This is a genomic window from Micromonospora sp. NPDC048871, from assembly GCF_043198155.1.
Classification (GTDB): domain Bacteria; phylum Actinomycetota; class Actinomycetes; order Mycobacteriales; family Micromonosporaceae; genus Micromonospora.
In genome coordinates this window covers 122,618-148,795 of the sequence record NZ_JBICUM010000011.1, presented here as the reverse complement: position 1 = coordinate 148,795, position 26,178 = coordinate 122,618, and the positions used below count along the sequence as shown (strand labels likewise).

The 26,178-nt window shown below is 71.9% G+C and carries 28 protein-coding genes and 1 riboswitch; of the genes, 9 read left to right on the top strand and 19 right to left on the bottom strand.

Translation table 11 applies throughout. From position 1 onward, the window contains the following. Positions 1–28: 28 nt before the first annotated feature. The 3 genes from ACGFIK_RS22210 to ACGFIK_RS22200 all read left to right on the top strand — a co-directional run bounded on the left by ACGFIK_RS22210 (position 29) and on the right by ACGFIK_RS22200 (position 4,283). Complete coding sequence (locus tag ACGFIK_RS22210; RefSeq protein WP_393341081.1) at positions 29–796, top strand: HAD family hydrolase; 768 nt, start codon at positions 29–31, stop codon at positions 794–796. After that, entirely contained in the window at positions 793–3,168 is a 2,376-nt protein-coding gene (locus tag ACGFIK_RS22205) for a glycoside hydrolase family 65 protein (RefSeq protein WP_393341079.1), read from the top strand. Before ACGFIK_RS22210 ends, ACGFIK_RS22205 begins: the two co-directional genes overlap by 4 nt. Positions 3,169–3,614: 446 nt before the next feature. Then, on the top strand, positions 3,615–4,283 hold the full coding sequence (locus tag ACGFIK_RS22200) for a dienelactone hydrolase family protein (RefSeq protein WP_393341076.1): 669 nt from the start codon (positions 3,615–3,617) through the stop codon (positions 4,281–4,283). Between the two features lie 48 nt (positions 4,284–4,331). On the opposite strand, the gene ACGFIK_RS22195 is transcribed toward ACGFIK_RS22200, so the two are convergent. The 4 genes from ACGFIK_RS22195 to ACGFIK_RS22180 all read right to left on the bottom strand — a co-directional run bounded on the left by ACGFIK_RS22195 (position 4,332) and on the right by ACGFIK_RS22180 (position 7,555). Further along, complete coding sequence (locus tag ACGFIK_RS22195; protein WP_327023129.1) at positions 4,332–5,501, bottom strand: AI-2E family transporter; 1,170 nt, start codon at positions 5,499–5,501, stop codon at positions 4,332–4,334. A gap of 165 nt (positions 5,502–5,666) precedes the next feature. After that, on the bottom strand, positions 5,667–6,446 hold the full coding sequence (locus ACGFIK_RS22190; RefSeq protein WP_393341073.1) for a hypothetical protein: 780 nt from the start codon (positions 6,444–6,446) through the stop codon (positions 5,667–5,669). A gap of 196 nt (positions 6,447–6,642) precedes the next feature. Beyond that, on the bottom strand, positions 6,643–7,107 hold the full coding sequence (locus ACGFIK_RS22185; protein WP_393341071.1) for a hypothetical protein: 465 nt from the start codon (positions 7,105–7,107) through the stop codon (positions 6,643–6,645). A 115-nt stretch (positions 7,108–7,222) separates the two neighbouring features. Then, positions 7,223–7,555 (bottom strand): MarR family winged helix-turn-helix transcriptional regulator, encoded by a 333-nt coding sequence (locus tag ACGFIK_RS22180; RefSeq protein WP_327023126.1) that lies wholly within the window; start codon positions 7,553–7,555, stop codon positions 7,223–7,225. Between the two features lie 201 nt (positions 7,556–7,756). Between ACGFIK_RS22180 and ACGFIK_RS22175 the strand changes: the two genes are divergently transcribed. After that, positions 7,757–8,455 (top strand): carbonic anhydrase, encoded by a 699-nt coding sequence (locus ACGFIK_RS22175; RefSeq protein ID WP_327023125.1) that lies wholly within the window; start codon positions 7,757–7,759, stop codon positions 8,453–8,455. Positions 8,456–8,511: 56 nt separating this feature from the next. Here the strand turns inward: ACGFIK_RS22175 and ACGFIK_RS22170 are convergent, their stop codons facing one another. From ACGFIK_RS22170 to ACGFIK_RS22160, 3 genes are all read right to left on the bottom strand, one after another. Beyond that, positions 8,512–9,525: a hypothetical protein gene (locus tag ACGFIK_RS22170; RefSeq protein WP_327023124.1), complete on the bottom strand. Its 1,014-nt coding sequence runs from the start codon at positions 9,523–9,525 to the stop codon at positions 8,512–8,514. Between the two features lie 3 nt (positions 9,526–9,528). Then, positions 9,529–9,660: riboswitch (cyclic di-AMP (ydaO/yuaA leader) on the bottom strand. Between the two features lie 166 nt (positions 9,661–9,826). Continuing rightward, entirely contained in the window at positions 9,827–11,206 is a 1,380-nt protein-coding gene (locus ACGFIK_RS22165; RefSeq protein ID WP_327023123.1) for a YibE/F family protein, read from the bottom strand. A 324-nt stretch (positions 11,207–11,530) separates the two neighbouring features. Next, positions 11,531–11,827 carry a metal-sensitive transcriptional regulator gene (locus ACGFIK_RS22160; protein WP_327023122.1) on the bottom strand — a complete coding sequence of 99 codons (297 nt, stop codon included), beginning with the start codon at positions 11,825–11,827 and terminating at the stop codon, positions 11,531–11,533. 121 nt (positions 11,828–11,948) lie between these two features. On the opposite strand from ACGFIK_RS22160, the gene ACGFIK_RS22155 reads away from it, so the two are divergent. From ACGFIK_RS22155 to ACGFIK_RS22140, 4 genes are all read left to right on the top strand, one after another. Next, the gene (locus tag ACGFIK_RS22155) at positions 11,949–12,158 is read left to right on the top strand and encodes a cation transporter (protein ID WP_327023121.1); all 210 of its coding nucleotides are present in this window, start codon (positions 11,949–11,951) and stop codon (positions 12,156–12,158) included. Between the two features lie 32 nt (positions 12,159–12,190). Next, on the top strand, positions 12,191–13,141 hold the full coding sequence (locus ACGFIK_RS22150; RefSeq protein ID WP_393341067.1) for a hypothetical protein: 951 nt from the start codon (positions 12,191–12,193) through the stop codon (positions 13,139–13,141). A gap of 11 nt (positions 13,142–13,152) precedes the next feature. Beyond that, on the top strand, positions 13,153–15,402 hold the full coding sequence (locus ACGFIK_RS22145) for a heavy metal translocating P-type ATPase (protein ID WP_327023119.1): 2,250 nt from the start codon (positions 13,153–13,155) through the stop codon (positions 15,400–15,402). A gap of 71 nt (positions 15,403–15,473) precedes the next feature. Then, positions 15,474–15,647: a CsbD family protein gene (locus ACGFIK_RS22140; RefSeq protein ID WP_327023118.1), complete on the top strand. Its 174-nt coding sequence runs from the start codon at positions 15,474–15,476 to the stop codon at positions 15,645–15,647. Here ACGFIK_RS22140 and ACGFIK_RS22135 read toward each other — a convergent pair. The 6 genes from ACGFIK_RS22135 to crcB (ACGFIK_RS22110) form a co-directional block, all read right to left on the bottom strand. Then, positions 15,625–16,671, bottom strand: coding sequence for an anti-sigma factor RsbA family regulatory protein (locus ACGFIK_RS22135; protein WP_327023117.1), 1,047 nt, complete (start codon positions 16,669–16,671; stop codon positions 15,625–15,627). The two genes, ACGFIK_RS22140 and ACGFIK_RS22135, sit on opposite strands and share 23 nt — an antisense overlap. Beyond that, positions 16,668–17,492, bottom strand: a complete 825-nt coding sequence (locus ACGFIK_RS22130; protein ID WP_327023116.1) for an MEDS domain-containing protein — start codon at positions 17,490–17,492, stop codon at positions 16,668–16,670. The genes ACGFIK_RS22135 and ACGFIK_RS22130 overlap by 4 nt, the downstream gene beginning before the upstream one ends. 96 nt (positions 17,493–17,588) lie before the next feature. Continuing rightward, the gene (locus ACGFIK_RS22125; RefSeq protein ID WP_327027297.1) at positions 17,589–18,374 is read right to left on the bottom strand and encodes a zf-HC2 domain-containing protein; all 786 of its coding nucleotides are present in this window, start codon (positions 18,372–18,374) and stop codon (positions 17,589–17,591) included. 58 nt (positions 18,375–18,432) lie between these two features. After that, entirely contained in the window at positions 18,433–21,156 is a 2,724-nt protein-coding gene (locus ACGFIK_RS22120; protein WP_327023115.1) for a cation-transporting P-type ATPase, read from the bottom strand. Positions 21,157–21,222: 66 nt separating this feature from the next. Next, positions 21,223–21,597 (bottom strand): fluoride efflux transporter CrcB, encoded by a 375-nt coding sequence (gene crcB, locus ACGFIK_RS22115; protein ID WP_327023114.1) that lies wholly within the window; start codon positions 21,595–21,597, stop codon positions 21,223–21,225. Beyond that, on the bottom strand, positions 21,594–22,082 hold the full coding sequence (gene crcB / locus ACGFIK_RS22110; RefSeq protein ID WP_327023113.1) for a fluoride efflux transporter CrcB: 489 nt from the start codon (positions 22,080–22,082) through the stop codon (positions 21,594–21,596). The genes crcB (ACGFIK_RS22115) and crcB (ACGFIK_RS22110) overlap by 4 nt, the downstream gene beginning before the upstream one ends. Before the next feature lie 75 nt (positions 22,083–22,157). Between crcB (ACGFIK_RS22110) and ACGFIK_RS22105 the strand changes: the two genes are divergently transcribed. Continuing rightward, positions 22,158–22,493 (top strand): YnfA family protein, encoded by a 336-nt coding sequence (locus tag ACGFIK_RS22105; RefSeq protein WP_327023112.1) that lies wholly within the window; start codon positions 22,158–22,160, stop codon positions 22,491–22,493. 72 nt (positions 22,494–22,565) lie between these two features. Here the strand turns inward: ACGFIK_RS22105 and ACGFIK_RS22100 are convergent, their stop codons facing one another. From ACGFIK_RS22100 to ACGFIK_RS22075, 6 genes are all read right to left on the bottom strand, one after another. Continuing rightward, the gene (locus ACGFIK_RS22100) at positions 22,566–23,201 is read right to left on the bottom strand and encodes a copper resistance CopC family protein (RefSeq protein ID WP_327023111.1); all 636 of its coding nucleotides are present in this window, start codon (positions 23,199–23,201) and stop codon (positions 22,566–22,568) included. A gap of 16 nt (positions 23,202–23,217) precedes the next feature. Further along, a complete protein-coding gene (locus ACGFIK_RS22095; RefSeq protein ID WP_327023110.1) occupies positions 23,218–24,438 on the bottom strand; it encodes a Dyp-type peroxidase in 1,221 nt (406 codons plus the stop codon). Next, positions 24,435–25,034 carry a copper chaperone PCu(A)C gene (locus ACGFIK_RS22090; protein WP_327023109.1) on the bottom strand — a complete coding sequence of 200 codons (600 nt, stop codon included), beginning with the start codon at positions 25,032–25,034 and terminating at the stop codon, positions 24,435–24,437. The genes ACGFIK_RS22095 and ACGFIK_RS22090 overlap by 4 nt, the downstream gene beginning before the upstream one ends. A 161-nt stretch (positions 25,035–25,195) precedes the next feature. Beyond that, on the bottom strand, positions 25,196–25,471 hold the full coding sequence (locus ACGFIK_RS22085; RefSeq protein WP_327027296.1) for a hypothetical protein: 276 nt from the start codon (positions 25,469–25,471) through the stop codon (positions 25,196–25,198). Continuing rightward, on the bottom strand, positions 25,471–25,692 hold the full coding sequence (locus ACGFIK_RS22080; RefSeq protein WP_327023108.1) for a hypothetical protein: 222 nt from the start codon (positions 25,690–25,692) through the stop codon (positions 25,471–25,473). Before ACGFIK_RS22080 ends, ACGFIK_RS22085 begins: the two co-directional genes overlap by 1 nt. 38 nt (positions 25,693–25,730) lie before the next feature. Then, the gene (locus ACGFIK_RS22075; RefSeq protein WP_327023107.1) at positions 25,731–26,093 is read right to left on the bottom strand and encodes a hypothetical protein; all 363 of its coding nucleotides are present in this window, start codon (positions 26,091–26,093) and stop codon (positions 25,731–25,733) included. Positions 26,094–26,178: the final 85 nt, after the last annotated feature.

The window sequence follows — 26,178 nt, the reverse complement described above, 5'->3', positions numbered from 1 at the left end:
GGCCGGTGACCGTGGATAGATTGGGGCGATGCTCGGCCTGCCGGATCACGTGACCGCGTGTCTCTTCGACCTGGACGGTGTGCTCACCCAGACCGCCCGGGTCCACAACGCCGCCTGGACCGAGACCTTCGACGACTTCCTGCGCCGGCACGCCGAGGCGACCGGTGCCGAGGTGGCTGATGCGGCGTACCGGCCGTTCGATCCGGGGCCGGACTACCACCGCTACGTCGACGGGCGGCCCCGACTCGACGGGGTCCGCACCTTCCTGGCCTCCCGGGACATCACCCTGCCCGAAGGGACCCCGGAGGATCCGCCCGGTACCCAGACCGTGCACGGCCTGGGCAACCAGAAAAACGCTCTGGTCCTGGAGCGGATCCGCAGCATCGGGGTGGACGTCTACCCCGGCTCGGTCACCTATCTCAAGGCGGTGGCCGAGGCCGGGCTGCGTCGGGCGGTCGTCACGGCCAGCGCCAACGGCCGGGAGGTCCTGGCCGCCGCCGGGCTCGAACCCTTGCTGGAGGAACGGGTGGACGGACTGAGCGCACGGGCCGAGGGGTTGCGGGGCAAACCGTACCCGGACACCTTTCTCGCCGGGGCGAAGCTGCTCGGCGTACAGCCGGAACAGGCGGCCGTCTTCGAAGACGCCCTAGCCGGAGTCGAGGCCGGACGGGCCGGGGGCTTCGGGTACGTCGTCGGGGTCGACCGCGCCGACCAGGCCGACGAGTTGCTGGCCCACGGCGCCGACGTGGTGGTCACCGACCTGGCCGAACTGCTCGACGCCGGACGGCCGGCGTGATCCGGGAGCGGGCCTATCCGGTCGAGCCCTGGCACGTCCGGGAGACCCGACTCGACATGGACGTGCTCGCCCAGTCCGAGTCGGTCTTCGCCCTCTCCAACGGGCACATCGGGTTGCGCGGCAACCTGGACGAGGGGGAGCCGCACGGGCTGCCCGGCACGTACCTCAACTCGTTCTACGAACTGCGTCCCCTGCCGTACGCGGAGGCGGGTTACGGGTTTCCCGAGTCCGGTCAGACCGTCGTCAACGTGACCAACGGCAAGCTGATCCGGCTGCTGGTCGATGACGAGCCCCTCGATGTGCGCTACGGCGACCTGCTCGCCCACGAACGGATCCTGGACCTGCGGGCCGGCACCCTCCATCGGACCCTGCACTGGCGCTCCCCGGCCGGGCGGGAGGTCCGGGTGCACAGCACCCGACTGGTCTCCTTCCGGCAGCGCTCGGTGGCCGCCATCCGCTTCGAGGTGGAGGTCGCCGACGACGCGCCACTGCGGTTGATCGTCCAGTCGGAGCTGGTGGCCAACGAGAACCTGCCGCCACAGAGCCGCGATCCCCGGGTCGCCGCCGTACTGGAGTCGCCGTTGCAGGCGGAGGAGGAGCTGACCACCGCCGACGGGGGGCTGCTGATCCACCGGACCAAGGTCTCCGGGCTGCGGGTCGCCGCGGCGATGGAGCACGAGATCGACTCACCGTCGCGCACCACGATCGAATCCGAGGGGTACGAGGACTGGGTGCGTACCACCATCGGGTGCGTGCTGGAGCCGGGCCAGCGGCTGCGGGTGGTGAAGTACCTGACCTACGGCTGGTCCAGCCGGCGCTCCCTGCCCGCCCTGCGCGACCAGGTCGGCGCCGCCCTGGCCGCCGCCCGGCTGGACGGCTGGGACGGCCTGGTCCGTGAGCAACGGGAATACCTGGACGAGTTCTGGGACGCCGCCGACGTGCAGATCGACGGCGACCCGGAGGTGCAGCAGGCCGTCCGGTTCGGGCTTTACCACGTCCTCCAGGCCGGGGCCCGCGCGGAACGTCGGCCCATCGCCGCCAAGGGCCTGACCGGTCCCGGGTACGACGGGCACGCCTTCTGGGACACCGAGATGTTCGTGCTGCCGGTGCTGACGTACACCCATCCGGCCGCCGTGCGCGACGCGCTGTACTGGCGGTACTCCACCCTGGAGCAGGCCTACGAGCGGGCCCGGACCCTCAACCTGTCCGGGGCGACCTTCCCCTGGCGGACCATCGAAGGCCCGGAGTCCTCGGGCTACTGGCCGGCCGGCACGGCCGCCTTCCACGTCGCGGCCGACATCGCGGACGCGTTACGACGCTACGTGCTGGTCAGTGGCGACATTGAGCTGGAACGCGAGATCGGACTGACCCTGCTGGTGGAGACGGCCCGGCTGTGGCGCTCGCTGGGGCACCACGACCGCGACGGCCAGTTCCACATCGACGGGGTGACCGGCCCGGACGAGTACACCGCCGTCAAGAACGACAACATCTACACCAACCTGATGGCGCAGCGGAACCTGCGGGTCGCCGCCGAGGTGGCGATGCGCCACCGGGACGACGCCTTCCACCTGGGGGTCACCGACGAGGAGGCCGCCGCATGGCGGGACGCCGCCGCGGCCATGCACATCCCGTACGACCAGGAGATCGACGTACATCAGCAGGTCGAGGGCTTCACCCGGTTGGAGGAGTGGGACTTCTCGCACACCCCGCAGGACAAGTACCCGCTGCTGCTGCACTACCCGTACTTCGACCTGTACCGCAAGCAGGTGGTCAAGCAGGCCGACCTGGTGCTGGCCATGCACTGGCGGGGTGACGCCTTCACCCTTGAGGAGAAGCTGCGCAACTTCCTGTACTACGAGCGGCGTACGGTGCGGGATTCCTCGCTGTCGGCCTGCACCCAGTCGGTGCTGGCGGCCGAGGTGGGTTACCTGGAGTTGGCGCACAGCTATCTGCGCGAGGCGGCGCTGATGGATCTGCACGACCTGAACGAGAACACTCGCGACGGTGTGCACATGGCGTCCCTGGCCGGCTCATGGATCGCGCTGATCGCGGGGTTCGGTGGGCTGCGGGACGACGAGGACGTGCCCACGTTCGCCCCCCGCCTGCCCAGCCGGATCGGCCGGCTGGAGTTCTCCCTGCAATGGCGCGGCACTCGACTGCGGGTCACCGTACGCCCCGAGGAGGCGACGTACGCCCTGCACCATGCCGCGCCGGACGCGGTGATGGACCTCCGCCACCACGGCGAGTCGGTGCGGGTCACCTGCACCGAGCCGGTGACCCTACCGATCCCGCCCGCGCCGGAGAACCTGCCCCCGGTGGAGCAGCCTCCCGGCCGGGCCCCGCTGCTCCGCCTGCCGGAGCGGGTGTCCTGAGCAGAGGCGCTCGACCCGATCCGGTCTAGATCGGCTCGCCCTGTGAGGGACGGCCGGTGGTGTCGTGGGGTGTCCGGGCCCGAGGGTCGTCCGCCGACCGGGCCTGGGCTGCCTTGTCCGCCCAGTCCCCTCCCTGAGGGTTCTGTTCCCGCCGCTCGCGTTCGGCGGCCTGGTCGACGGGCTCACGGTGGTGATGGGGCATGACGGTCCTCGCGATCTGATCGCCGGCACCGAGCGGCCGGTCCGTCTGCTGGTTCCGCGACGGCTACCCGACCCGACCGCCGACAAACCCGGACGGCGCGCGGGCAGGGGCCGGCGTGACCCCCTCCCGACGGGGTATGCCGGGCGGGGGTCACGGCGGGTCTACCAATTCGACCGGTGCGGCGTGGCCCGGCCCGTGATCTGGCCGGCCCGTGATCTGGCCCGGCCGTGTCTGGAGAATGAGGATGGACGTGCGGGACGAGGCGGTGACGATCCCGGCCGGCGGGGCCGACCTACCGGCGGATCTGCTGGTGCCGACCGAGCCGGTGGGGGCGGTGCTGTTCGCCCACGGCAGCGGCAGCTCACGGCACAGTCCGCGTAACGTCGCCGTGGCGAGGTCCCTCAGCGCGGGCGGGCTGGGCACCGTCCTGGTAGACCTGCTCACCCCGGAGGAGGCCGAGGCGGACGTCGTCACCGCGGAACTGCGCTTCGACATCGACCTGCTGGCCGCCCGGCTGGCCGGGATCGTGGACTGGCTGGCCTCGGCGCGCCCCTTCGGCGGGGCCCGGATCGGCATCTTCGGGGCCAGTACGGGTGCCGCCGCCGCCCTGGTCGCGGCGGCTCGACGGCCGGAGCAGGTGCACGCCGTGGTGTCCCGAGGGGGTCGCCCCGACTTGGCCGGTGCCGCCCTGGGCCAGGTACGCGCCCCCACCCTGCTGCTCGTCGGTGGCCTGGACGAGCAGGTGCTCGCGCTCAACCGGCAGGCGCGCAGCCAACTGACCGCCCTCGCTGACCTGCGGGTGATCCCCGGTGCGACACACCTCTTCGAGGAGCCCGGCACCCTGGAACAGGTGGCCGAGGCGGCGGCCGACTGGTTCCGCGAGCACCTGCACCCCCAACCCGCCCCGGCCTGACCCGGCCGGCCAGGAGCGCGGCGGCGCGGCGGGCGGGGTCAGGGCACCTCAGCCGGGTACGGGATGGGGTGGGGCCGGGGGGTCCTCCGGTGCCGGAGGTGCCGGACGGGCTGTGGCTGCGGCGGCCTGTCGTTGGCGCTGCACGCTGTCGATGACCCGCCAGGCCACGGCCGTTATCGGCACCGCGACGAAGGCGCCGGCGATGCCGGCGATGAGGGTGCCGGCGGTGACCGCCAACAGGATCACCACCGGGTGCAGCCGTACCTGGCGCTTCATCACCAGCGGCTCCAGCAGGTTCCCCTCGATCTGCTGCACGGCGATCACCGCGGCCAGGGTGAGCAGCGCCGTCGTGGGACCGTTGGCGGCCAGGGCCACCAGCACCGCGACCGCACCGGCCACGGTCGCCCCGATGATCGGTACGAACCCACCGATGAATGTGATCAAGGCCAGGGGGAAGGCCAGCGGCACCCCGAGCAGTACCAGCGCCAAGCCGATGCCGACCGCGTCGATGCCCGCGATCAGCATGGTGCCCCGGCTGTACGAGCCCAGGGTGCGCCAACCGACCCGGCCGGCCTCGGCGGCGATCTCCCGGTTCGGCCCGGCCGTGCGGCGCAACGTCCAGTGCCACATCGCCCGGCCGTCCTTGAGGAGGAAGAACAGCAACACCAGGGCCAGCAGGGCGGAGCCGAACACCTCGGTGACCGTGCGGGCGCTGGCGACCGGGTCGACCTTCTGGCTGGTGGCCGCCTCGCGCAACTGGGCGAGCAGACCGTCGAGCTGCTGGTCGGTCACCGGCAGGGTCGAGGTGATCAGATCGCGGGTTCGCCCGATCCCCTGCCGCAGTTCGTCACCCAGCTCGCTGAACTGGCTGGCGGTCAGGTTCCAGACCAGCACCCCCAGACCGCCCAGGATGCCGAGCAGCAGCAGGACGGTGAGCAGGGCGGCCAGCGAGGCGGGTAGCCGTAGCCGACGCAGCGCGAGTTGCACCGGGTCGAGCAGCGCGGAGAGGAAGAAGGTGGCGGCCAGGGCGATGGCCAGCGGCGTGACCAGGATGATGATCCGGGCCAGCAGGTAGAGCCCGGCGGCGATCACCACCAGGCAGGCGCTCCACAGCACGGCGGTACGTACCAGCCAGGGCAGGCTCGCCCACGCCTGTCGTGGTCCGGCTCCCCGGTCCGCTGCCTCCTCGGTCCCGCGCCCGGCACCCGCTGCGACCACGTCGCCCTCCTCGCGTCCGCGAGGAGGTACCCATCCACCCCCCATCCGACACCGCCCACCCGCTCCCAGCCTGGGTGATCAGAGGTTTCTCGGTCGGGATTCAGGCCGATCCGGACCAAAACTTCTTGATCAACACCCCGAGCGGCGGGGGTGGGGGTGGGGTGGTTAGTAGGCGGTGGCGGGGGTTCGGGGGGTGGAGACGGGGACGGCGGGGAGGTCGCGGGTCTGGTCGGTGTCGGGTTCGGCGAAGGGGAGCAGGGAATCCTGGGGTTCGGCTGCCGGCAGGAGGGCGGAGACGGTCTCCGCTCGCAGGCTGCGGGCGGCTGCGGCGGCCGCCTCGGCGGCGTGCCAGGCTTCCTGCTCCAGGTCGCGGGCGATGCGCTGCTGGGCCAGCCGGTGGTCGCGGATCGCCCGGTGCAGCACCAACTCCTGCTCGACCGGGTGCAGGCGGGGATCCCAGCCACGGTGCGCGAAGACGTCACTGAGCTGCTCCACCGACAGATCCCGCCGCCAGTACGCCTCCAGGGCCGCCCGGTGCAACCAGCGCTCCCGGTCGGCGTACTCGGCCGGGGTGCGGGGGGTCTGCGGCAGCGGCATGCTCGCGGCGTCGGCCAACCGACGAACGTCCGCCTCCGCCGCCTGGTACGCCTGCCACGCCTGCTCGGCCGCGTCCTGCGCGGCCACCCACTCCTCGCGTCGGCGGCGAGCGGTCGCCTCGGCCCGCTCGGCGGCCACCATGACCTCCTGAGCCCACCGGTCCTCCTCGTGGGGCTCCGGCGGACTCGGCAGGGCGGCCTCGCGGATGCGGGCACCCACGTCGAACCGGAGCCGCCGGGGACGCAGCAGCAGAGCGGAGACGGCGAGCGTGACGATGCCCAACAGGCTCAGCCAGATCGCGGCGGCCCGGGGCACGTCGGGAAGGACGGCGGAGAGAGTGGTCTGCATCATCAGCACCTCGTGGCGGATAGGTTTCGTCGTCTGTGCTGCCAGGGCGGGAACGAGGCCGGGAGGCGGTGGCACGGGTTCTGGACTGCGGCCCTGACCGGGGGCGGGACGGGCCGGTATCGGCGGTGGTCAGCCCCCGGTCGGCCGATGGTTCTCAGCCCGACCCGGTCGGGCGGCGCTCCTCGGCTCGCTCCGGTCAGGCGGTGGGTGGGCCGCGCCGGGTCGGTTCACCGGCACCGGTCGCGAGGTGTACGACGGCGGGCCGGGGCGCGACGGCGATGGCCGGCGCGGCAGCGGCCTCGGAGGGCTCAGGGTGCGACACCACGGTTACGGCGAGCGCCCGGACGGGCTGGGTTGGCGCGTGACCGATGGCGGACGCAACGGAGACCACAGACCCGGTGGCGGGCGCAGCGGTGACCGCAGGCCCGGTGGAGGTCGACACCTCTCGTCCCGGCCACTTGGTCAGGGGGCCATCCACGGCTCGGCTGGCGAGTCCGGTGGTGGCCGGCGCCGCCGGGAGATCGGTGGTGTCGGGGCGACCTGCGGTGGCCCCGCCGAGACCGACCGCGAGGATGAGTGCCACCAGCGCCAGGCGGGTCAGATCCGCCAGCGCGCAGCGCCCGGCCGGCCACAGTGGACGGGCGAACGCGAAAGTCGGCACGCGGTCAAACCTATCGCCCCTGCCGCAGGATCGCAGCGGTCCGTTCGGCCCGGGATGGTGAAGCCGACCACGCCGTCACTGCCGCAGCGGACGGGCCGCCGGGGCCGCACAGCTGTCAGGGGGTGGGGCCGGCCACCGGCTCCTTGGTGAACAACGCCAGCAGGTCGCCGACCTGTCGATCGGCCTCGGCGGGGTGACGGAACCGGCCGGCCGGGTTGAGGGTGTACTCGTTGCGTCGCCCGACCCGGGTGCGGTGCAGGTAACCCCCGGCCTCCAGGTCGGCGACGATGGCCTGGGCGGCCCGCTCGGTCACCCCCACCTCGTCGGCGACGTCCCGTAACCGGGCAGTGGGGTTGCGGGCGATGGCGAGCAGCACATGAGCATGATTGGTGAGAAAAGTCCAGTTACGGGCGTTCTCCCGCTCGCCGGTGGTTGCCATGCCGCCCATCGTATGGGCCTTTCGGCTTCTCCGGGCCACGCCGTCCGGCCCGAGCACCCTGACCTGCGCGAAGGCAAGTGTTCGGCGATACCTGAAATGCATATCACGCATTGCTTGACGCGGCTTGCAGTGCGTGTGACGGTTGGAGCAGCCCGCGACCAGCGTCGGCCGGGGTGACCAGGCATCCCATGAGCAGCGAGGAGACGCCGGATGAGTCGACCCGGAGCGATCGGAACACACCCAGGGCTGGAGCGTGAACTGCTCACTGCGGATCTTCCGGGTGCCCCGCAGCGGGCGCTGGCCGAGCTGATCGCCGGCAACCGGCGGTTCGTCACCGACACCCCGTGGCATCCGAATCAGAACGCCGGGCGGCGGGCCGCCGTGGCGGCCGAGCAGCATCCCTTCGCGGTGATCGTGGGCTGCTCGGACTCCCGACTGGCCGCCGAGATCATCTTTGATCGTGGGCTGGGGGACCTCTTCGTGGTCCGTACCGCCGGGCACACCATCGGCCCCGAGGTGCTGGGCAGTGTCGAGTACGCGGTGGCCGTCCTGCGTACGCCGTTGGTGGTGGTGCTCGGGCACGACTCGTGCGGTGCCGTGCAGGCGGCCCGGGCGGCCCTGGCCACCGGCAGCACCCCCGCCGGGCACCTGGGCGCGGTGGTGGACGCCGTGGTGCCCAGCCTGCGCCGGGCGGAGGCCGCCGGGGTGGAGGACCTGAACCAGATCGTCGACATCCACATCGCGCAGACCGTGACGGCGATGCTGGAGGCCTCCACCACCCTGGCCGCCGAGGTGTCCGCCGGGCGCTGCGCGGTGGTCGGCATGTCGTACCGGCTGGCCGCCGGGGAGGCCCGGGCGGTGGCCGCGGAGCCCGCCGACCTGGTTGCCACCGCCGCCCTCGCCGCCTGACGACGAGGGCCGTCCTGCCAGCCGGCGGGACGGCCCTCGAAGCGGTGCCGGAGACGCTAGAGCATCGAGACGTGTACGTGGTCGGTGTGGTTCGACGGGCCGCTGTAGGAACTCCATCCGGTCGCCGGGAACCAGATCTGCCGGTTCCAGATCACGTAGTAGACACCCAGCCGGTCGGCGTTACGGACCAGGAAGGCGGCCAGGTTGTTGCCGTAGATCCGGGTGTCGTTGTTGTACCAGGGGCGGAAACCGCTGTTCTGCAACGACCAGTCACAGGCCCGGCCCTTGGGGTGCTCCCACTTGTCACCCGGGCGGTAGCAGCCGACGAACCGGTTGAACCCAGCCCGCTTGACCTCCTTGTACATGTGCAGGGTGCGCGCGGTGATGCAGCCCGAGGTGGTCGGGTCGTCCTGGTTGCACGACTCGGGCTTCCAGCCGCCGTCGGAGGACCGGTTGGGGCCGGGGCGGGCCACCGGGGAGGTAGCGGCCACCAGGCCACCGGTGAGGCCGACCCCACCGACCAGCCGGAGGGACTTCTCCGCGTCGCTCTTCTTGCGGGCCATGTCGTTGGTCAGCTTCTGCTGCTCGCGTACCTCGGCGTCGAGCGCCAGCTTGGCCGTCTCGGCGCGGCGCTTGACCGCGTTGACCTCGGCCAGCTTCTTGCTGTTGACCAGGTTCAGCTCGTCCAGGGCGGAGGCCCGGTGGATGAAGGAGTCCGGCGCGTTGGTCTGCAACAGCATGGCGATCGCGCCGACCCGCCCGGTCCGGTACGACTGGGTGGCGATCTCGGCGACCTGTGGGGCAAGGGCGTCCAGGTCGGCCTCGGCGCGGCGGAGTTCGACGGCCAGCTTGAGCTGCTTCTTCTTGGACTTCTCCAGCTTCGACTTGGCCTTGGTGTAGTCCCGGTTGGTCGCCTCGATCAACTCGTTGAGCATCGGCGGATCGTCGTCGTGACCGGCTGGTTTGGGGGCGTTCGGCGCAGCCGTCGCCGGCAGGGGGCCGGCGAAGACGGCGAACGCGGCGAACACGGCCACCACGGGCGTCAACCAGCGGCGTAGGGGTGCCGTCACTGTCTTCCCTTCCATCGACCGCCGACCGGGTTAGCTGACGGGTTCGGGACGGAAGTGGCCCCTACCGCTTTCGCGGATTCACCCCAGGTACCTGGGTCCCCGGCTCGCCTGGCGGCGATTGGGCGGTGGCACCGCAGGCGCCGGTGCGCGCCTTCGGCGGTGACCGGCAGTGAGGTTACCCGAGAGTCCGTCTGGGCTTCTACGTACCGAACCCGGCGAGATACGTCATTTCGTAATCGCAATGGGTGACGAGCGCCACGCATAGCGACCGATGTGGTCGGCGTGCTCACGTTGAGCAGTGTCACCATGGGGTGTCGGTGCTCCTGTCCGGTTCGGGCCACTCCGAACGGGTGGCGGGGGGTGTGTGACGGGTACGCGGATCGCTGAGAGCCTGCAGGGCCTCGGCCCGGTCCGTAGCCGGCCGGGGGACCCGGGGGCGGCCTTCGCCGACGGCGGCCACCTCGTCGGGGGCGGGGGCCGCGAGGTCCGTCCCGGCGCGCTGCCGACCGGCGGTGGTCACCACCGTGGCCAGGGCGGTGGTCAGGGGTACGGCGGCGATCAGCCCCAGGGTGGCCACCACACTGCGGACGATCTCCTGGGCCAGGAACTCGCTGGTGAGGATCTGCCCCAGGGCGCGGGAGTCGGCCGTCAGCAGGAGCAGCAGGGGCAGCGAGGCACCGGCGTACGCCAGGACGATGGTGTTCACCACCGAGGCGATGTGGGCCCGGCCCACCCGGGTGGCCGAGCGGTACAGCTGGCGGCGGGACAGGTTGGGGTTGGCGTGGGCCAACTCGGTGACCGCCGCGGCCTGGGTGACGGTGACGTCGTCGAGGACCCCCAGCGAACCGATGATGATGCCGGCCAGCAGCAGGCCGTGCAGGTCGACATCGCCCCGGAACATCGACAGGGTGGTGGCGTCCTCGCTGCCGAACCCCGTCAGGTGGGTGGCGTTCGTGGCGGCCAGACCGAGCAGCCCGGTGAGCACCAGGGCGCCGAGGGTGCCGAGTACGGCCACCGAGGTCTGCGCGGACACCCCGTGGGTCAGGTACAGCACCACGAACATGATCAACGCGGCGCCGACGATGGCCACCACCAGGGGCGGCTGGCCGGCGCTGATGCCCGGCAGTACGAAGGTGAGCAGGATGGCGAAGCTGGCCCCCAGCCCGGCCAGGGCCGCCAGCCCGCGCAGCCGCCCGAAGGCCACGATGGCGGCGGCGAAGAGCACCCCCAGCCAGATCAGGGGCATCCCCCGCTGGTGCTCGGCGATGTTGTAGTTGCTGATCGAGGGGTCCTCCGGGTCGATCAGCGAGACCAGGATGACCTCGTCGCCGACGTCCACCGAGGGGGCGCCCGGCCCGGCCGGGATGGGGGTGTCGACCTGCTGACCGGCGTCCGGGCCGTCCTGGACCTGCACCGTGACGGTGCCGCAGGGACCCCCGCCGGTGGTCGGGGTGCCCTCCGGCACGGTGGGGTTGGGCGGGCAGGGTTCGGTGACCACCCGGGTGACCGTGCCCTGGTAGCGGGGCAGGTCGTCGGCGGCCTCCGGGCGGGGGGCGTCGCGGGGCCAGAGCACCAGGGCGGCGATCAACGTGACGAGGAAGAGGGGGACGACCGTCACGATGAGGATCCGCCGCACCCCGGGCGGGGTGGGCGGAGCGGTCCGGCTGTGATCGGCGCCCATTCGCTAGTCTCCCAACGATCTCTTCAGCGGAGTACGTGTCGGCGGGCGAGTCGGTTCAGCCCGGTCGTACGACTGTCGCGGTGGGCGGCCGAGGTGGCCGGAATGTGGCGGACCCGCTGCGTACGGTGATTGCCGGGGTGGGCTCTGACCGGCCGCCGGACAGTGGCGGCGGATGCGGGTGCGCCGCCGGTGGCGGACGCAGGCCGGTGGGCCCGGATGTCGGCAGACCATCGTCTGGGAATCGTAGCCAGCCCGGGATCGGATCGCAGGCCGCGCCCGTTCCTCGGCGGTTCGCGGCCGGCGACCTGGGTGTCGTGGTGGCGTTCAGCCCCGCTTCATCAGGCGGCCCACGGCGGCCATCATCTCGGTGGCCATCTCGTCGGCGCGGCCCTCGACTGCGCCGGTGTGCATGCAGTGCCGGGCGTGCCCGTCGAGCAGGCCCAGGGCGACCTTGTCCAGTGCCGCCTGGATGGCGGAGATCTGGGTCAGCACGTCGATGCAGTAGCGATCCTCGTCGACCATCTTCTCGACGCCGCGTACCTGACCCTCGACCCGGCGAAGCCGGGCTAGCAGTTGGTCCTTGCTGGCGGTGTAGCCACGGATCGGCGCGGGTGTGGTCATGACAACGAGGATAACCTACCCCCGGGGGGTATGTTAGGGTCGGCGTTGGAGATACCCCCCGTGGGTATTCTTCAAGACGCCGGCCGCCTCTCGGCCGGGTCAGGCGGAGGAGGAGAGTTCCATGGTCACCACGACGTACCAGGTGCAGGGCATGACCTGCGGACACTGCGTCGGCGCGGTCAGCGCCGAGGTCACCGCGCTGCCCGGGGTCACCGAGGTAGCGGTCGACCTGGCCACCGGCCAGGTCAAGGTCACCAGCGAACAGCCGCTGGACGACGAGGCGGTCCGCGCGGCCGTCGACGAGGCCGGATACGAACTGGTCGGCGCCTGAGGCGACCGACGGCGGAAACCCGAGGTGCGACCATGAACACAGCGACGAAGCTGACCGGCTTCGCGCTAGGTCTGGTGGCGGTGTTCGGCGCGGCCTACGGGGTAGGTCAGCTGACCGACCCGCCCGCCCCGATCGTCGCCGAGGGCCACCAGGCGGGCGACGGCTCGCACGACACGACCGCACCCGGCCACGACACCCCGGATCCCGGTGGGCACCTGCCGGGCGGGCTGCTCGTCTCCGACCGGGGCTACACCCTGGTGCCGGTCGCCGCCCCCGAGGGCGAGTTCGCCTTCCGGGTCACCGGCCCTGACGGGAAGCCGGTGACCCGGTACGAGGTGAACCACGACAAGCCGATGCACCTGATCGTCGCCCGGCGGGATCTCGGCGGCTTCCAGCACGTGCACCCGGAGATGGCCGCCGACGGCACCTGGCGGGTCGCCTCGCCGTTGAGTTCCCCCGGGGTGTGGCGGGCCTTCGCCGACTTCACCCCGACCGGCGGCGAGGCCCTGACCCTCGGGGTGGACCTGACCGTGCCGGGGGAGTTGACCGAGCAGCCCCTGCCCGCCCCGGCCGGCAGCACCCGGGTCCACGACTACACCGTCGACTTCCACGGCACCCCCCAGCCGGGCGGCAACACCACCCTGACCTTCACCGTCAGCCGGGACGGGGTGCCGGTCCGGAATCTCGAACCGCATCTGGGAGCCTTCGGCCACCTGGTCGCACTGCGCCAGGGGGACCTGGCCTACCTGCACGTGCACCCCGAGGGTCAGCCGGGAGACGGACGGACGGCACCCGGGCCCCAGGTGCGCTTCGGCGCCGAGTTCCCCTCGGCCGGGGCGTACCGGCTCTACCTCGACTTCCGCCACGACGGGGTGGTACGCACCGCCGAGTTCACCGTGCACGTCGGTGACCCGGGCGCCATCCCCAGCCCGGGGGGCCTCATCGCCGACGAGCACGGCACCCCCGGACACGAGCACAACTGACGGGACCAGCGATGACCACCAGCAGCCCGCTGCCCACCGCGACCAACCAGATCGAGCTGTCGATCGGTGGGATGACCTGCGCCGCGTGCGCCGCCCGCATCGAGAAGAAGCTGAACCGGCTGGAGGGGGTGCAGGCCAGCGTCAACTACGCCACCGAGAAGGCCAGCGTCTCCTACCCGGAGTCGCTGACCCCGCAGGACCTGATCGCCACGGTGGAGAAGACCGGCTACCAGGCCAGGCTGCCCGAGCCGCCCGCCGCGGAAGCCACCGGCGAGGAGCCGGTGGACGAGCTGCGGAGTCTGCGTACCCGACTGTGGGTCTCGGTGGCGCTGGCCGTGCCGGTGATCGTGCTGGCCATGGTGCCGGCCTGGCAGTTCACCTACTGGCAGTGGCTGTCCCTGGTGCTGGCCGCCCCGGTCGTGGTCTACGGCGGGCTGCCGTTCCACCGGGCCGCCCTGGTCAACCTGCGACACGGCGCCGCGACCATGGACACCCTGGTCTCGGTGGGCACCCTGGCCGCCTTCGGCTGGTCGGTGTGGGCCTTGTTCCTCGGCACCGCCGGCACCCCCGGAATGACCCACCCCTTCAGCTTCGACATCAGCCGTACCGACGGTGCCGGCAACATCTACCTGGAGGCGGCGGCCGGGGTGACCGCCTTCATCCTCGCCGGGCGGTACTTCGAGGCCCGGTCCAAGCGCACCGCCGGGGCGGCCCTGCGGGCCCTGCTGGAACTCGGCGCCAAGGACGTCTCCGTGCTGCGCGGCGGGGTGGAGCAGCGGATCCCGGTCGAACAGCTCGCGGTGGGGGACCGGTTCGTGGTGCGGCCCGGCGAGAAGATCGCCACCGACGGCAAGGTGGCGGAGGGCTCCTCGGCGGTCGACACCAGCCTGGTCACCGGGGAGTCCGTGCCGGTCGAGGTCGGGGTGGGCGACCCCGTGGTCGGGGGCTGCGTCAATGCAGGCGGACGACTGGTGGTCACCGCCACCCGGGTCGGCGGCGACACCCAACTGGCCCAGATGGCCCGGCTGGTCGAGCGGGCGCAGTCCGGCAAGGCCGCCGCCCAACGGCTGGCGGACCGCATCTCCGGGATCTTCGTACCGGTCGTCCTGCTGCTGGCGGCCGGGACCCTGGGCTGGTGGCTGGGCTCCGGGGCCGGACCGACCGCGGCCTTCACCGCCGCGGTGGCGGTACTGATCATCGCCTGCCCCTGCGCCCTGGGCCTGGCCACCCCGACCGCCCTGCTGGTCGGCACGGGACGCGGAGCCCAACTGGGTGTGCTGATCAAGGGGCCGGAGATGCTGGAGTCCACCAAGCGGGTGGACACGGTAGTGCTGGACAAGACCGGCACGGTCACCACCGGACGGATGACCCTGCTGGAGGTGACCCCGGGCGCGGGCGAGCAGCGGGACGAGGTGCTCCGGCTGGCCGCCGCCCTGGAGGCCGGCTCGGAGCATCCGGTGGCCCGGGCCGTGGTCGCCGGGGCCGCCGAGGTCGGCGAGTTGCCGCCGGTCACCGGCTTCGCGAACGTCGCCGGGCTGGGGGTCACCGGCGCGGTGGAGGGCCGGGAGCTGCTGCTGGGTCGATCCCGGCTGCTGCGGGAGCGGGGTCTGGTCGTACCGGAGGATCTGGCGCGGGCGGCGACCGATGCGGAGGCGGCCGGGCGTACGGCGGTGGTGGTCGGTTGGGAGAACCGGGCCCGGGCCGTGCTGGCGGTGGCCGACCAGGTCAAGCCGACCAGCGGGGAGGCGGTACGCCGGCTGCGGGCTCTCGGCCTGACCCCGGTGCTGCTGACCGGTGACAACTCCACCGTCGCGGCGGCGGTGGCCGCCGAGGTGGGCATCGACGAGGTGATCGCGGAGGTGCTGCCGGCGGAGAAGGTCGAGGTCGTCTCCCGGCTTCAGGCCGAGGGCCGGGTGGTGGCGATGGTCGGTGACGGGGTCAACGACGCCGCCGCCCTGGCCCAGGCCGACCTCGGCCTGGCCATGGGCACCGGCACGGACGCGGCGATCGAGGCCTCCGACCTGACCCTGGTCCGGGACGACCTGCTGGCCGCGGTGGACGCCATCCGGCTGGCCCGGCGCACCCTGGGCACCATCAAGGGCAACCTGTTCTGGGCCTTCGCGTACAACGTGGCGGCCCTGCCCCTGGCCGCCGCCGGGCTGCTCAACCCGATGATCGCCGGGGCGGCGATGGCCTTCTCCTCGGTGTTCGTGGTGGCCAACAGTCTGCGGCTGCGTCGGTTCCGTCCGGTCGTCGGCTGATTCAGGTGATTCGCCGGGGCTCGGCTGGGTACCTGATGGAGGTAGCCAACGAACGAACCCGGGAGGCTGACATGGGTGTCGAGGACAAGTTCAACAACAGCACCGAGAACACCACCGGCAAGGTCAAGGAGGGTGTCGGCCGGGTCACCGACAACGAGCAGTTGGAGGCCGAGGGCCGCGCCGATCAGACCCGCGCCAACATCAAGCAGGCCGGTGAGAAGATCAAGGACGCGTTCCGGAGCTGACCTGCTGATCCACCGAACCGCCGGGTCGACTGTCGTCGCCCGGCGGTTCGCTGTGTACGGCCGCACCCGGCATCGGGGGTTGACCGGCGGTGAGCCGGAGGGTGAAGCCCTCGGCGTCCCGGTAGTGGGTGACGTGGTTGCACGACTGGTAGGTGATCCACAGGCCCAGCCCGCCCGGCTTGCCGCCGGTCGGCGGCAGCAGACCGGCGTAGGGGTCCTCCGGCCCACTGCCGGTGTCGCTGACGGTGGCCACGATGCGGTCCGGGGCCGTCCACAGGCGCAGCCGCACGGGTGGAGACCCGTGCCGCAGCCCGTTGGTCACGGTCTCGCTGACCGCGATCACGAAGTCGTCGAAGTCCTCCGCCGGCAGGAGCCCCGGACCGGCGCGGTGCACCGCCGAGCGGGCCTGGGCGGCGGTCGGGTCGGTCAGTTCGAGCACCGGCGGGTAGGCCTGGATCGGGTCGGGGGGCACCGGCCGGTTGCGCCGCAGGAAGGTCTCCGGGGGCAGATAGTCGGGGCTGGGCAGGTGCCCCCGGTCGGCGGTGGCGAAGTGAGGGTGGGTGGCGGCGACATCGGCCAGCACCTCGGCCGGGGTGATCCGGGTGTCGTACGCGCACATGCTCCACAACGGCCAGTCGTCGTACGCCCGGTTGATCGCCGCCTCGTACCGGGCCCACCAGTCCCAGGTCGACCCGAGCGAGGGCGGCGGCACCTCGCCGATGATCCGGATCTGTTCCGCACCGTCGGCCACCAGGTCGGCCAGGAGCTTGCGGTACATCCGGATCGCGGCGGTGGGCCGGGCGTACACCCCGGCACCGGTGAGGAACTGCACCCCGCTGTCGGTCGGCAACGCCGAGCGGACCAGGCCGCCGGTGCGCTCGCCGAGGGCCACGAAGGTCGGCTCGCCGGCCGCCACCCCGTCGAGCAGGAAGGGCACCGCGACGGCCAGCAACTCCTCGTCCAGGGCGTAGCACAGGGCCTCGTGGAAGTAGCCGGACCGTCCAGCGGCCGGACCCGTTCTCACCGGGCCACCTCCACACACAGACCGGGCAGATCCAACAACGCGACCAGGCGGGCGGTGCCGGCCGGAGAGCCGCGCAGCACCAGTCTCGCCTCCCACTGCCGGGCGTACTCACTCAGATGAACCAGCGTACGGTGATCGAGGAAACGTAGCCCACGCGCGTCCAGTGTCAACTCGCCGTCGACCGGTCGCAATTCGGTGCGCTCCAAGGCTTCGCGGAACAGGTCGTGGTTGGCCGGGTCGAGTTCCCCGGCGAGCACTGCGTGACCCTGGTGGGTCGTCGGGGCGTACAACCGGAACAGCAGGTCGGCCAGGTTGTGCTCCGGATGCAGACAGGCCAGCTCGGCTGTCGCCCGATCCCCCAACGTGGGCCGGTGATATCCGCACATGGCGTGGAAGGCCGCCCCGGGCATCATCCGGTTGACCCGCTGCTCGTAGCGGGCGAAGGCCTCCCGCTGGGCCGGGGTACGGACCAGACCGGTGCAGTCCGCAGCGACCCGCAGGCCGCGGTAGCCGTCGTCGAGGGCCGCCTGGATGGCCGACTGGTACGCCGCCACCTGACCGGCCGGGTCGACCACCGCCGGGCCGGAGTAGGTCGCGTCCAGGGTGAGCACCTCGGCGGCACCGGCGGGCAGCGCGTCGGCGAACAGGTCCAGCTCGCGCCACCGGTCGCGGACGGGAACAGGTGAGTCGGGGACGACGTACCAGACCCGCTCGCCGGCGGCCAGGCCGGCCCGGAGGAAGTCCTCCGCCCGGGTGGTGAACTCGGCGGGATCGTCGTAGGCCCAGCACAGATGCCCGTACCCTCGGGCCTGCTCGATCACCTCACACGCCTCATCGTCGCAGTCTACGGCCCATCCCGGCGGACCGCGCGATTCGAGTGAGTCGATCGGCGCACCAGGTAGGCCGGGTCGGGTCGGTCAGGCGGCACGGCGAGAGGCCTGCCCCGAGACATGGTGGGCCTGAGCCGAGTACGGGGGCAGCAGCCGCAGGGTGGCGGGCTCCTCGGTCTCGTCGAGGCGCAGCCGCCAACGGGACCGTTCCGGGCGCTGCCGATCGCTCGGGTCACCCGGCTGCCGCATGCTGCGCGCCAGTAGCAGGGTGATCAGATAACCGACCACCAGGAAGCCGTGACTGACCAGGCGTTCCACCGCTACCTGGGAGGCGACGAGATCGTTGACCGACAGCAGCACGAGGGTGGCCACGAAGGCACTGAGCATCGGCAGCAGCCCGGAGGGGCGGGTGCGGCGCAGCGCCACGAAGAGGAAACCGGCCCCGACCGCCACGTTCCAGGCGGCGGACTCGTGCCACAGGTGTTGGCCGCTGGCGTGCAGGTGCTGGGCGACCTCGGCCCGCCCGACCTGCGCCAGCCCGAGGACCAACTGCACCGCCCCGAGCAGCCCCAGGGCGGTCCGCAGGGTGGTCACCCGGGTGACCCGACCGGCTAGCGGGGCGAACCGGCGTCGCCGCGGGAGGGGGGTACGCCCACCCTGCGGCGGCACCGCGCTGAGGATGGCCCCGGTCAGGTCCGGCAGCTGCGACACCACCTGGGTACGCGCCCGTCGGGTCACCGTGGTGACCTGCTCCAACCAGCCCTGGCAGGGCACACAGGTGTCGAGATGCCGGTCGGCCGCACGCTCCTCATCCGGCGTGGCCTCGCCGTCCAACCGCGCCGACAGAATCTCCCGCCACTGCTCGCACCCCATGTACCGATAGTCGCTCATCAGGTCGGCATGGTTCCCCACCGGGCCACTTCGTAGCTGGTCAGGGGGCACCTCGGGCCGCCCGCCCGATCGACTGACCCGCCGCCGGGTGCGTCCGTCCCCGGATCAACCTGCGCCGCAGTTCGTCGGCCCCCCACACGACGACGGGGAAGACCAGTAGCAGCGCCAGGGCCGGTGGCGGTGGTGGCCGGGTACCGAAGACCTCCGGCAACGGCGGCAGGGCCACGATGACGGCGGCGACGGCGAGTTCGAAGGCGATGCCCCACAGCAGCAGGCGGTTGGAGAACACACCGACGGCCCGCAACGGAGCGCGTTCGGTACGGGCCGCGAACGCGGTGCCGATCTGACAGGCCACGATGCCGAGGAAGGTCATCGTGGTGGCCTGGAGGTAGGTCTCGTGCAGCGCGGTGCCCGGCCCGGTCGGCGCGCCCGGCGTCCAGCCGCCGGCGAGCAGGACGGCGAAGAAGCCCGCCATCACCAGTACGGCGGAGACCAGCCCGAGGAACGCCCAGGCCCGCAGCAGCATCCGCCGGTCGATGACCCGTTCGGTACGCCGTCGGGGTGGGCGGTTCATCAATCCCGGCTCGGCCGGCTCCCGACCCAGCGCCAGGGCGGGCAGCGTCTCCGTGCCCAGGTCGATGGCGAGGATCTGGAGCACGGTCAACGGCAGCGGCACCGCCCCGGCGGAGAGCGCGAAGATCAGGAACGGGACGACCTCGGGCGTGGTGTGGGCGAGGATGTACAGGATGAACTTGCGGACGTTGGCGTAGACCCGGCGACCGGCCCCGACGGCGGCCACGATGGTGGCGAAGTTGTCGTCGGTGAGCACCATCGTCGCGGCTTCCCGGGTCACGTCCGTTCCGGAACGTCCCATCGCCACACCGATGTCGGCCCGGCGCAGGGCCGGCGCGTCGTTGACCCCGTCGCCGGTCATCGCCACGATCTGGCCGTCGGCGCGCAGTGCCTCGGCGATGTGCAGCTTGGCCTCGGGCGACACCCGGGCGAAGATCACTTCGCGTTGCTCGGCGAGCAGGTCCCGCAGCGCCTGGGGAGTCATCCGGTCGAGATCCGCGCCGGTCAGCACGGTCGGATCGCCCCGGGTGATCCCGACCTGCCGGGCCACGGCGGTCGCGGTCAACCCGTGGTCGCCGGTGACCATGATGATCCGGATTCCCGCGGTGTGGCACTTGGCCACCGCGTCCGGCACCGCTGCCCGGGGTGGATCCACCATGGCGACGAAGCCGAGGAAGGTCAGCTCCCGCTCGGTCGTGTCCCGATCCCCGGGCGGCCCGGTCAACCGGCGTCGTGCCAGGGCGAGGACGCGGCGGCCCTGCCGAGCCTGCCCGGTCACCGCTTCGGCCAGCTCGGCCCGCGCCTGCTCGGTCAGTGACCGGTCGTCGCCGTCGGCACCGATGACCCGGGTGCAGCGGCGCAGCACCTCCTCCGGCGCACCCTTGGTGTGCAGCCAGAGATCCGCACCGACGGCGTCGACGGTGGACATCAGCCGCAGTCTCGGGTCGAAGTGGAACTGGCTCTGCCGCCGGCTGCCGGCCGGCTGCCGGATCATCGCGGCGAAGTGCAGCAGCGCGGTCTCGGTCGGGTCGCCGACGTCGGCGTCCGGGCGCAGTTCGGCGTTGTTGCAGGCGGCCGCCGTGGCGGCCAGAGCGGACAGCGCGGGACCGGGCGACGGCACCGGGTCGGGCAGCGGATCCAGCAACTCGTCGGCGGCGCGTACAGCGGTCACCCGCATCCGGTTCTCGGTGATGGTGCCGGTCTTGTCGGTGCAGATGACGGTGGTGGAGCCGAGGGTCTCCACGGCGCTTAGCCGCTTGATCACCGCACCCAGCCGGGCGAGTCCGCGTACGCCGACGGCCAGCGCCAACGTGATGGTGGGCAGCAGTCCCTCAGGCACGTTCGCGACCAGCAACCCGATCGCGAAGGTGAACGCGTCGGAGATCGGCATACCGGCGGCGAACACCCCGATCGGGAAGAAGACCACACCGGCACCGATCGCCACTGCCGCGATCAGCCAGGCCACCCGACGTACCTGCCGTTCGAGCGGGCTCTCCTCCCGACCGACCCGCTGGGACAGGGCGGCGATCCGGCCCAGCTCGGTTCGCATCCCGGTCGCGTAGATCATCCCGCGGGCCTCGTCCGACAGGCAGGACGTACCGCTGAACACCAGGTTGCCGGCCTCGGTGAGGCTCTCGGCGGGACCGGTCGCGTCGGCGCTGCGGTAGGCGGGCTGCGACTCACCGGTCAGGGCGGACAGGTCGACCTCGACACCGCCGTCGAGCAGCCGGGCGTCGGCGCTGATCCGATCACCCTCGCCGATGGCGATCACGTCACCCGGAACCAGTTCCCCGACCGCAACCTCCTGCCAGTTGCCGTCTCGCAAGGCGCGTGCCTGCTGGGGGAGGTACCGGGTCAGTGCCTCGACCGCCCGCTCGGCCTGCCGCTCCTGCACCGAGGCGAACACCGCGTTGACCGCGATGACCGCCAGGATCGCCGCGCCCAGCACGGCGGTACCGGCCACCCAGGCGAGGATCGCGGCCACCCACAACAGCAGGGCGAGGGGATGGATCAGCTGCCGCCCGAGCTCCCGCCACCAGCTTCGTCTGCGGGTTCGGCGCAACTCGTTGCGGCCGTACTCGGCGAGCCGTTGGCGGGCCTGGTCGGTGGTCAGCCCGTGTTCGCTCGCGTCGAGTCGGTGCAGCAGGTCGGGCAGCGGCGACTGCGGGTCCACGGCCTGCTCACCCCGCACCGGAGCCTCCTCGCCCAGCTCAGCGGGCCGCCGTCTACCCGCCTGCGGCCAGGGCAAACCAGGCGCTCAGGCCCAGATCGCCTCGGCCAGGGTGACGCCGCCGAACGCGGCACCGAGCGCGGCGGTCACACTGACCACGGCGTTGGCCAGGGCGTACCGGCGGGCACCAGTCTCGACGAGGCGGATCGTCTCGTAACCGAAGGTCGAGTAGGTGGTCAGCGCCCCGCACAGCCCGCTGCCGAGCAGGGCGACCAGGGAACCGGGCACCGCGCCTGCCCCCGCGCCACCGATCAGCACCCCGAAAATCAAGGAGCCCAGCACGTTGACGGTGAGGGTGCCCCACGGGAACGCCGAGCCGTGCCGGGCCTGCACCGCCCGATCGAGCAGGTAGCGCAGCGGTGCGCCGACGGCCGCGCCGAGCGCCACGAGCAGGACCGTCATCCGCTGCTCCGCAGGCGTCGCGCGCCGGTCGCCAGCCGGGTGAGCGTGAGGCCGACCCGGACGGCGAGAAGCGCGGCGACCAGGGTGCCGGCCAGGTACAGCAGCGCGGTCCGTGCCGCACCGGCCGCCACCGCCTGCTGCACCTGCACCGCGTACGTGGAGAAGGTGGTGTATCCGCCGAGCACCCCGACGCCGAGGAAGGGCCGGACCAGTCGAGGCGCGGTCCACACCTCGGTGATCAACACCATCAGGACGCCGATGAGCAGGCAGCCGGAGACGTTCACCGCGAAGGTGGCCCACGGAAAGCCGGTGGGGGAATGTGGGAACGCCACCGCCAAGCCGTGCCGCAGGACGGCACCGATCATGCCGCCGAGGGCGATCGCCGCCAGCAGGCTGGGGGTGCCGCCGCGCAACTCGGCACGCTGGCGCGGGACGCGGAGGTCGACGTCCGGATCGACGGGTGGCTGCTCGGGCGGCACGGTCACCACCTCCTCAACGCCGACCGAGAGTAGTCCCCGGGCATCTGGTTGCCTGCGGTGACGCGCAGTAGGGTGCGGCAGGTGACCGTGCTGCGTTCCGTCGTGCTGTTCGTGCTGGCCGCTGTCGCCGAGATCGGTGGGGCCTGGCTGGTGTGGCAGGGCTGGCGGGAGCACCGAGGGCTGTGGTTCGTCGCCGCCGGGGTGCTGGCCCTGGGCGCGTACGGGTTCGTCGCCACCTTCCAGCCGGATCCCAACTTCGGGCGCATCCTGGCCGCGTACGGCGGGGTCTTCGTCGCCGGTTCCCTGGCCTGGGGAATGATCTTCGACGGCTTCCGCCCGGACCGCTGGGATCTGACCGGAGCGGCGCTCTGCCTGCTCGGGGTGGCCGTCATCATGTACGCCCCACGCGGCGCCTGACCCACAGCTGCCGGCGGACGCGGCGAACTGCCGGCCCGACCTGACCCGACCCGGCTGGTCAGGTCGGTGTGCTCACGCCGCGCTGTCACCGGAGCGGCGGCGGCGCAGCAGGACGACCACCGCGCCGATCGCCAGGGCAGCCAGTACGGCGGCACCGGTCAACAGCGCGGCCGTACCCGCACCCCCACCGGAGGAGTCGCCGGCGGCGGGGCTGGCGGGCGCGACGGAGGTCTGCTCGGCGGTCGGGCTGGGGCTCTCCGTCGGCTCGGTCGGCTCCGGGCTGGGGCTGGGGCTGGGGCTGGGCTCGGCGGTGGCGCTCGGGTCGGCCACGGTGAACTTGTACGAGCCCTGCACCGGGTGCCCGTCGCTGGAGACCACCCGGTACGCCACCGTGTAGACGCCGTTGGGCAGGGTCGAGTCGATCGTGACGGTGCCCTTGGTGCCCTCGACCTCCGGCTCGCCGGTGGCCACCGGCTGCTTGTCGGCATCGCTGAGGGTGATCGTGGTGAACGCCGGGTTCAGCTTCTGGAGGAAGTCCAGCGTGATCTTCTTGGGCGCCTTGGTCAGCTCGGCGTCCTGGGCCGGGGTGGCCTTGCGCAGCACGTTGTGCGCGTAGGCCGGGGTGACCGGCGCGACCAGCAGGGCGGTGGCGGCCAGCAGGGCGGCTACCAGGCCCAGGGCGGACAGGTGGCGGAGTCGGGTGCGCATATGACGATTCTCCTCCTCAGCCGAGCAGCTGCTGGCCGACCCAGCCGCCCTCGGGACAACCGGGCGCAATGGCGAAGACGGCGGAGCCGATCGGGGTGGTCCATTCGTTGAGCAGGTCCCGCTCGGCGAGCCGCTGCTGGATGGGCAGGAACTGTCGGGTGATGTCGGCCTGGTACGAGGCGAAGATCAGCCCGCTGTCGGCGGTACCGTCGGCGCCCGGCACCCCGTCGTAGTTGTAGGGGCGGCGCAGAATCCGGAACCGGTCGTCGCTCACGTGGGCCCGGGTCAGGTGGGAGAAGTCCGGAATCACCGTCAGCCCATCCGGACCGAGAGCGGCGAAGTCCGGCTCGTCGTGTTCGTCGGTGCCGGTCAGCGGGGCGCCGGTGTCCAGCCGTCGGCCGACACTGAACTCCCGGTCGGAGCGGCCCAGCAGGTCCCAGGTCTCCAGGTCCATGCTGATCCGCCGAAGCACCAGGGTGGTGCCGTGGCGCAGCCATTCCGGCCCGTCCGGGATCCACACCGCCGTCTCCAACGGCTGGCCCGGCTTGGGATTGGCGGTGCCGTCGAGCTGGCCGAAGAGGTTGCGCTGGGTACGGCCCGGTTCGGCCCCGGCGGCCCGCCGGAAGCCCTGCTGCACCCAGCGGACGGTGGCGAAGGGGCGGCTGTCCTTGATCAGGACCCGCTGGGCGTGGGCGACCGTGATCGGGTCGTCCGCGCAGATCTGCACCAGCAGGTCCCCACCGGACCAGCGCGGTTGCAGCCGGTCGATCGGGAACGGCGGCAGGTCGGCCACTGAGGGAGGCCGCCGGTCGTCCAGTCCGGCCGCGGTGAACAGGCCGGGACCGAAGCCGAAGGTGACCGTCAGCCGGGCCGGCAGCAGCCCCAGCTCCGGCTCGGTGTCGGCGAGCGCGGGTCTGCCCTGGGTCAGGCGGGCGGCGTCGTCGGAGAGCAGGCGCATCATCCGGCCCAGGGCGGCCCGGTCGGTGCCGGGACGCAGGGTGAAGGCGACGAAGGCCGCGTGCGCCTGGGGCTCGGTCGCGACGCCGGACTGGTGTACGCCGTGGAACGGCTCGACCGCCTCGCCGAGGGTAGCCACCGGCACCTGGGCCGGGGTGCCGGTGCTGTCCGCCTCGCGGGTGGCGGCGACCGCGGCGGCGCCGACCAGGGTGCCGCCAGCAGCCAACGCGCCCCCGGTGAGCAGGCCGCGTCGGCTCACCGGCCGTTTCGTCGAGGTCATGGTGCCGGGCTGTGGCTGGCCGACGGGGCGTGTGAGGGCTCACCGTGACCGGGGGCGTAGCTCTCCTGGGCGCCGGTGAACGGCTTGGCCACGGCGGTGAAGGTCTGGGTCCGACCGTCGGCGAAGGTCAGGGTGAAGCTGACCTCGTCACCGGCCCGTACCGGCTGGGCCAGGTTCATCAGCATCAGGTGGTCGCCGCCGGGCTCCAGGCGGTACTCGCTGCGCGCCTTGACCACCACACCGCCCTCCTTGGCCTGCATGACCATCTGCCCGTCGCGCATGGTCATCTCGTGCACCTCCATCGGCGAGACGGAGGAGGTAGCCCCGGTGATGGTGACATCGGTGTCGGTGTTGTTGACCAGGGTGACGAAGGCCCCGGTCATCCCCGAGTCGGCCGCCTTGATCCAGGGGTCCTGGACGGCCAGCACACCCTCGGCCGCCGCCTGGGTGGCGGAGGGGGAGGCGGTGGCGGACGGGCCGGTGGCCGCCGTCGAGTCGTCGTCGGACGAGCCGCAGCCGGCGATCAGGCCGGCGAGGAGAACCCCGGTGAGCAGTACGGCCGGGCGCGCGAACCGACCGAAGGTGGCGCTGGACATAGGCTTCCTCTCAACGGGCGACGTCGTGAAGTTGGTCGCTCGTGATCACCTACTAGTTCCAGCGACTCCGCAACTCTTGGGGCAGGTGGACGCGGACCACACCGCGCTCGCCAAGGTCGCCCGGTCACGAGTCCGCAAGGACACCACGACGGGACCGAGGATCATGAGCTGATCCGTACCGACACCTTGGGCGATCTCGACCGCCTCTGGGACACGGGGGCGGTCTGTCGTTGGATGACCAACCCCGCCGGCTGAACGAAGATCGACCGTCGAGCCACCGCATCGCCCTTCGCGTTGAGCTGGTAGCCGTCCAGCCAGATCCACCCGTCATAGGTAACCCAGTCCAGCACGCGGATGACCCGGAACAGGATCGGCTTGTGGAACTGCACGCTGGCAGATCGGGTCACCTGCAACAGGTCACCGGCTCGGAGCGTGATCACCGCAGATGCCTGACCCTGAGCCAGGCCAAGACCCAGGCACGCGAGACCGCGACGCGAGGGCACCAGCCGTCCGGGTAGCACCGGTGGCAGCGTTCGATGAAGCTCGGGATGCCGAAGATGCAGGAGACACCCAGCGCACCGATGATCCCGATGACCATGCTGGCAACCGCCTTGCCGCTGGTCCGGCGGGCGACGTGCACGACGCTCGGACCGTTCACGGATCCGGGATCATCGATCCGGTACGGCGATTGCAGGTTCACTGGTCGTCCTCCGGCGACTCGGACAGGTCGGGCATCCGACCCGTCGAAAGGAACTGCGCGATCTCCTCGTCGGACAGTCCTCGCTGAGCTTGGACCAGATTCGTGAACAGCGGTGCATTCGCGCCCGGCAGCTGGTCGCACCAAGTGGTGTGCCGGGCGAGCCGCAGCAGTCCGGTTATCCCGCGAGACAGGTTGCCCGCCTGCCGGATCGACAGCGGGAACGCCCCGGCCGGCTGCCTGGCCTCCGGGTCGGTGTCATAGGTCTCCAGCATCACCAGCAGCGGCGCACCCATCGGTGTGTGCGCCATGCTCAGCACCAGCCGGAGGTTGATGACCTCCTGGCCGTCGGCGGAGATCATGATCGGACGCGAGACGTGCGATCGTGCCGGATGGTCTGCGTTGACCTGACACCCTGGCGCGCACCACCTCGGATGCAACATACGG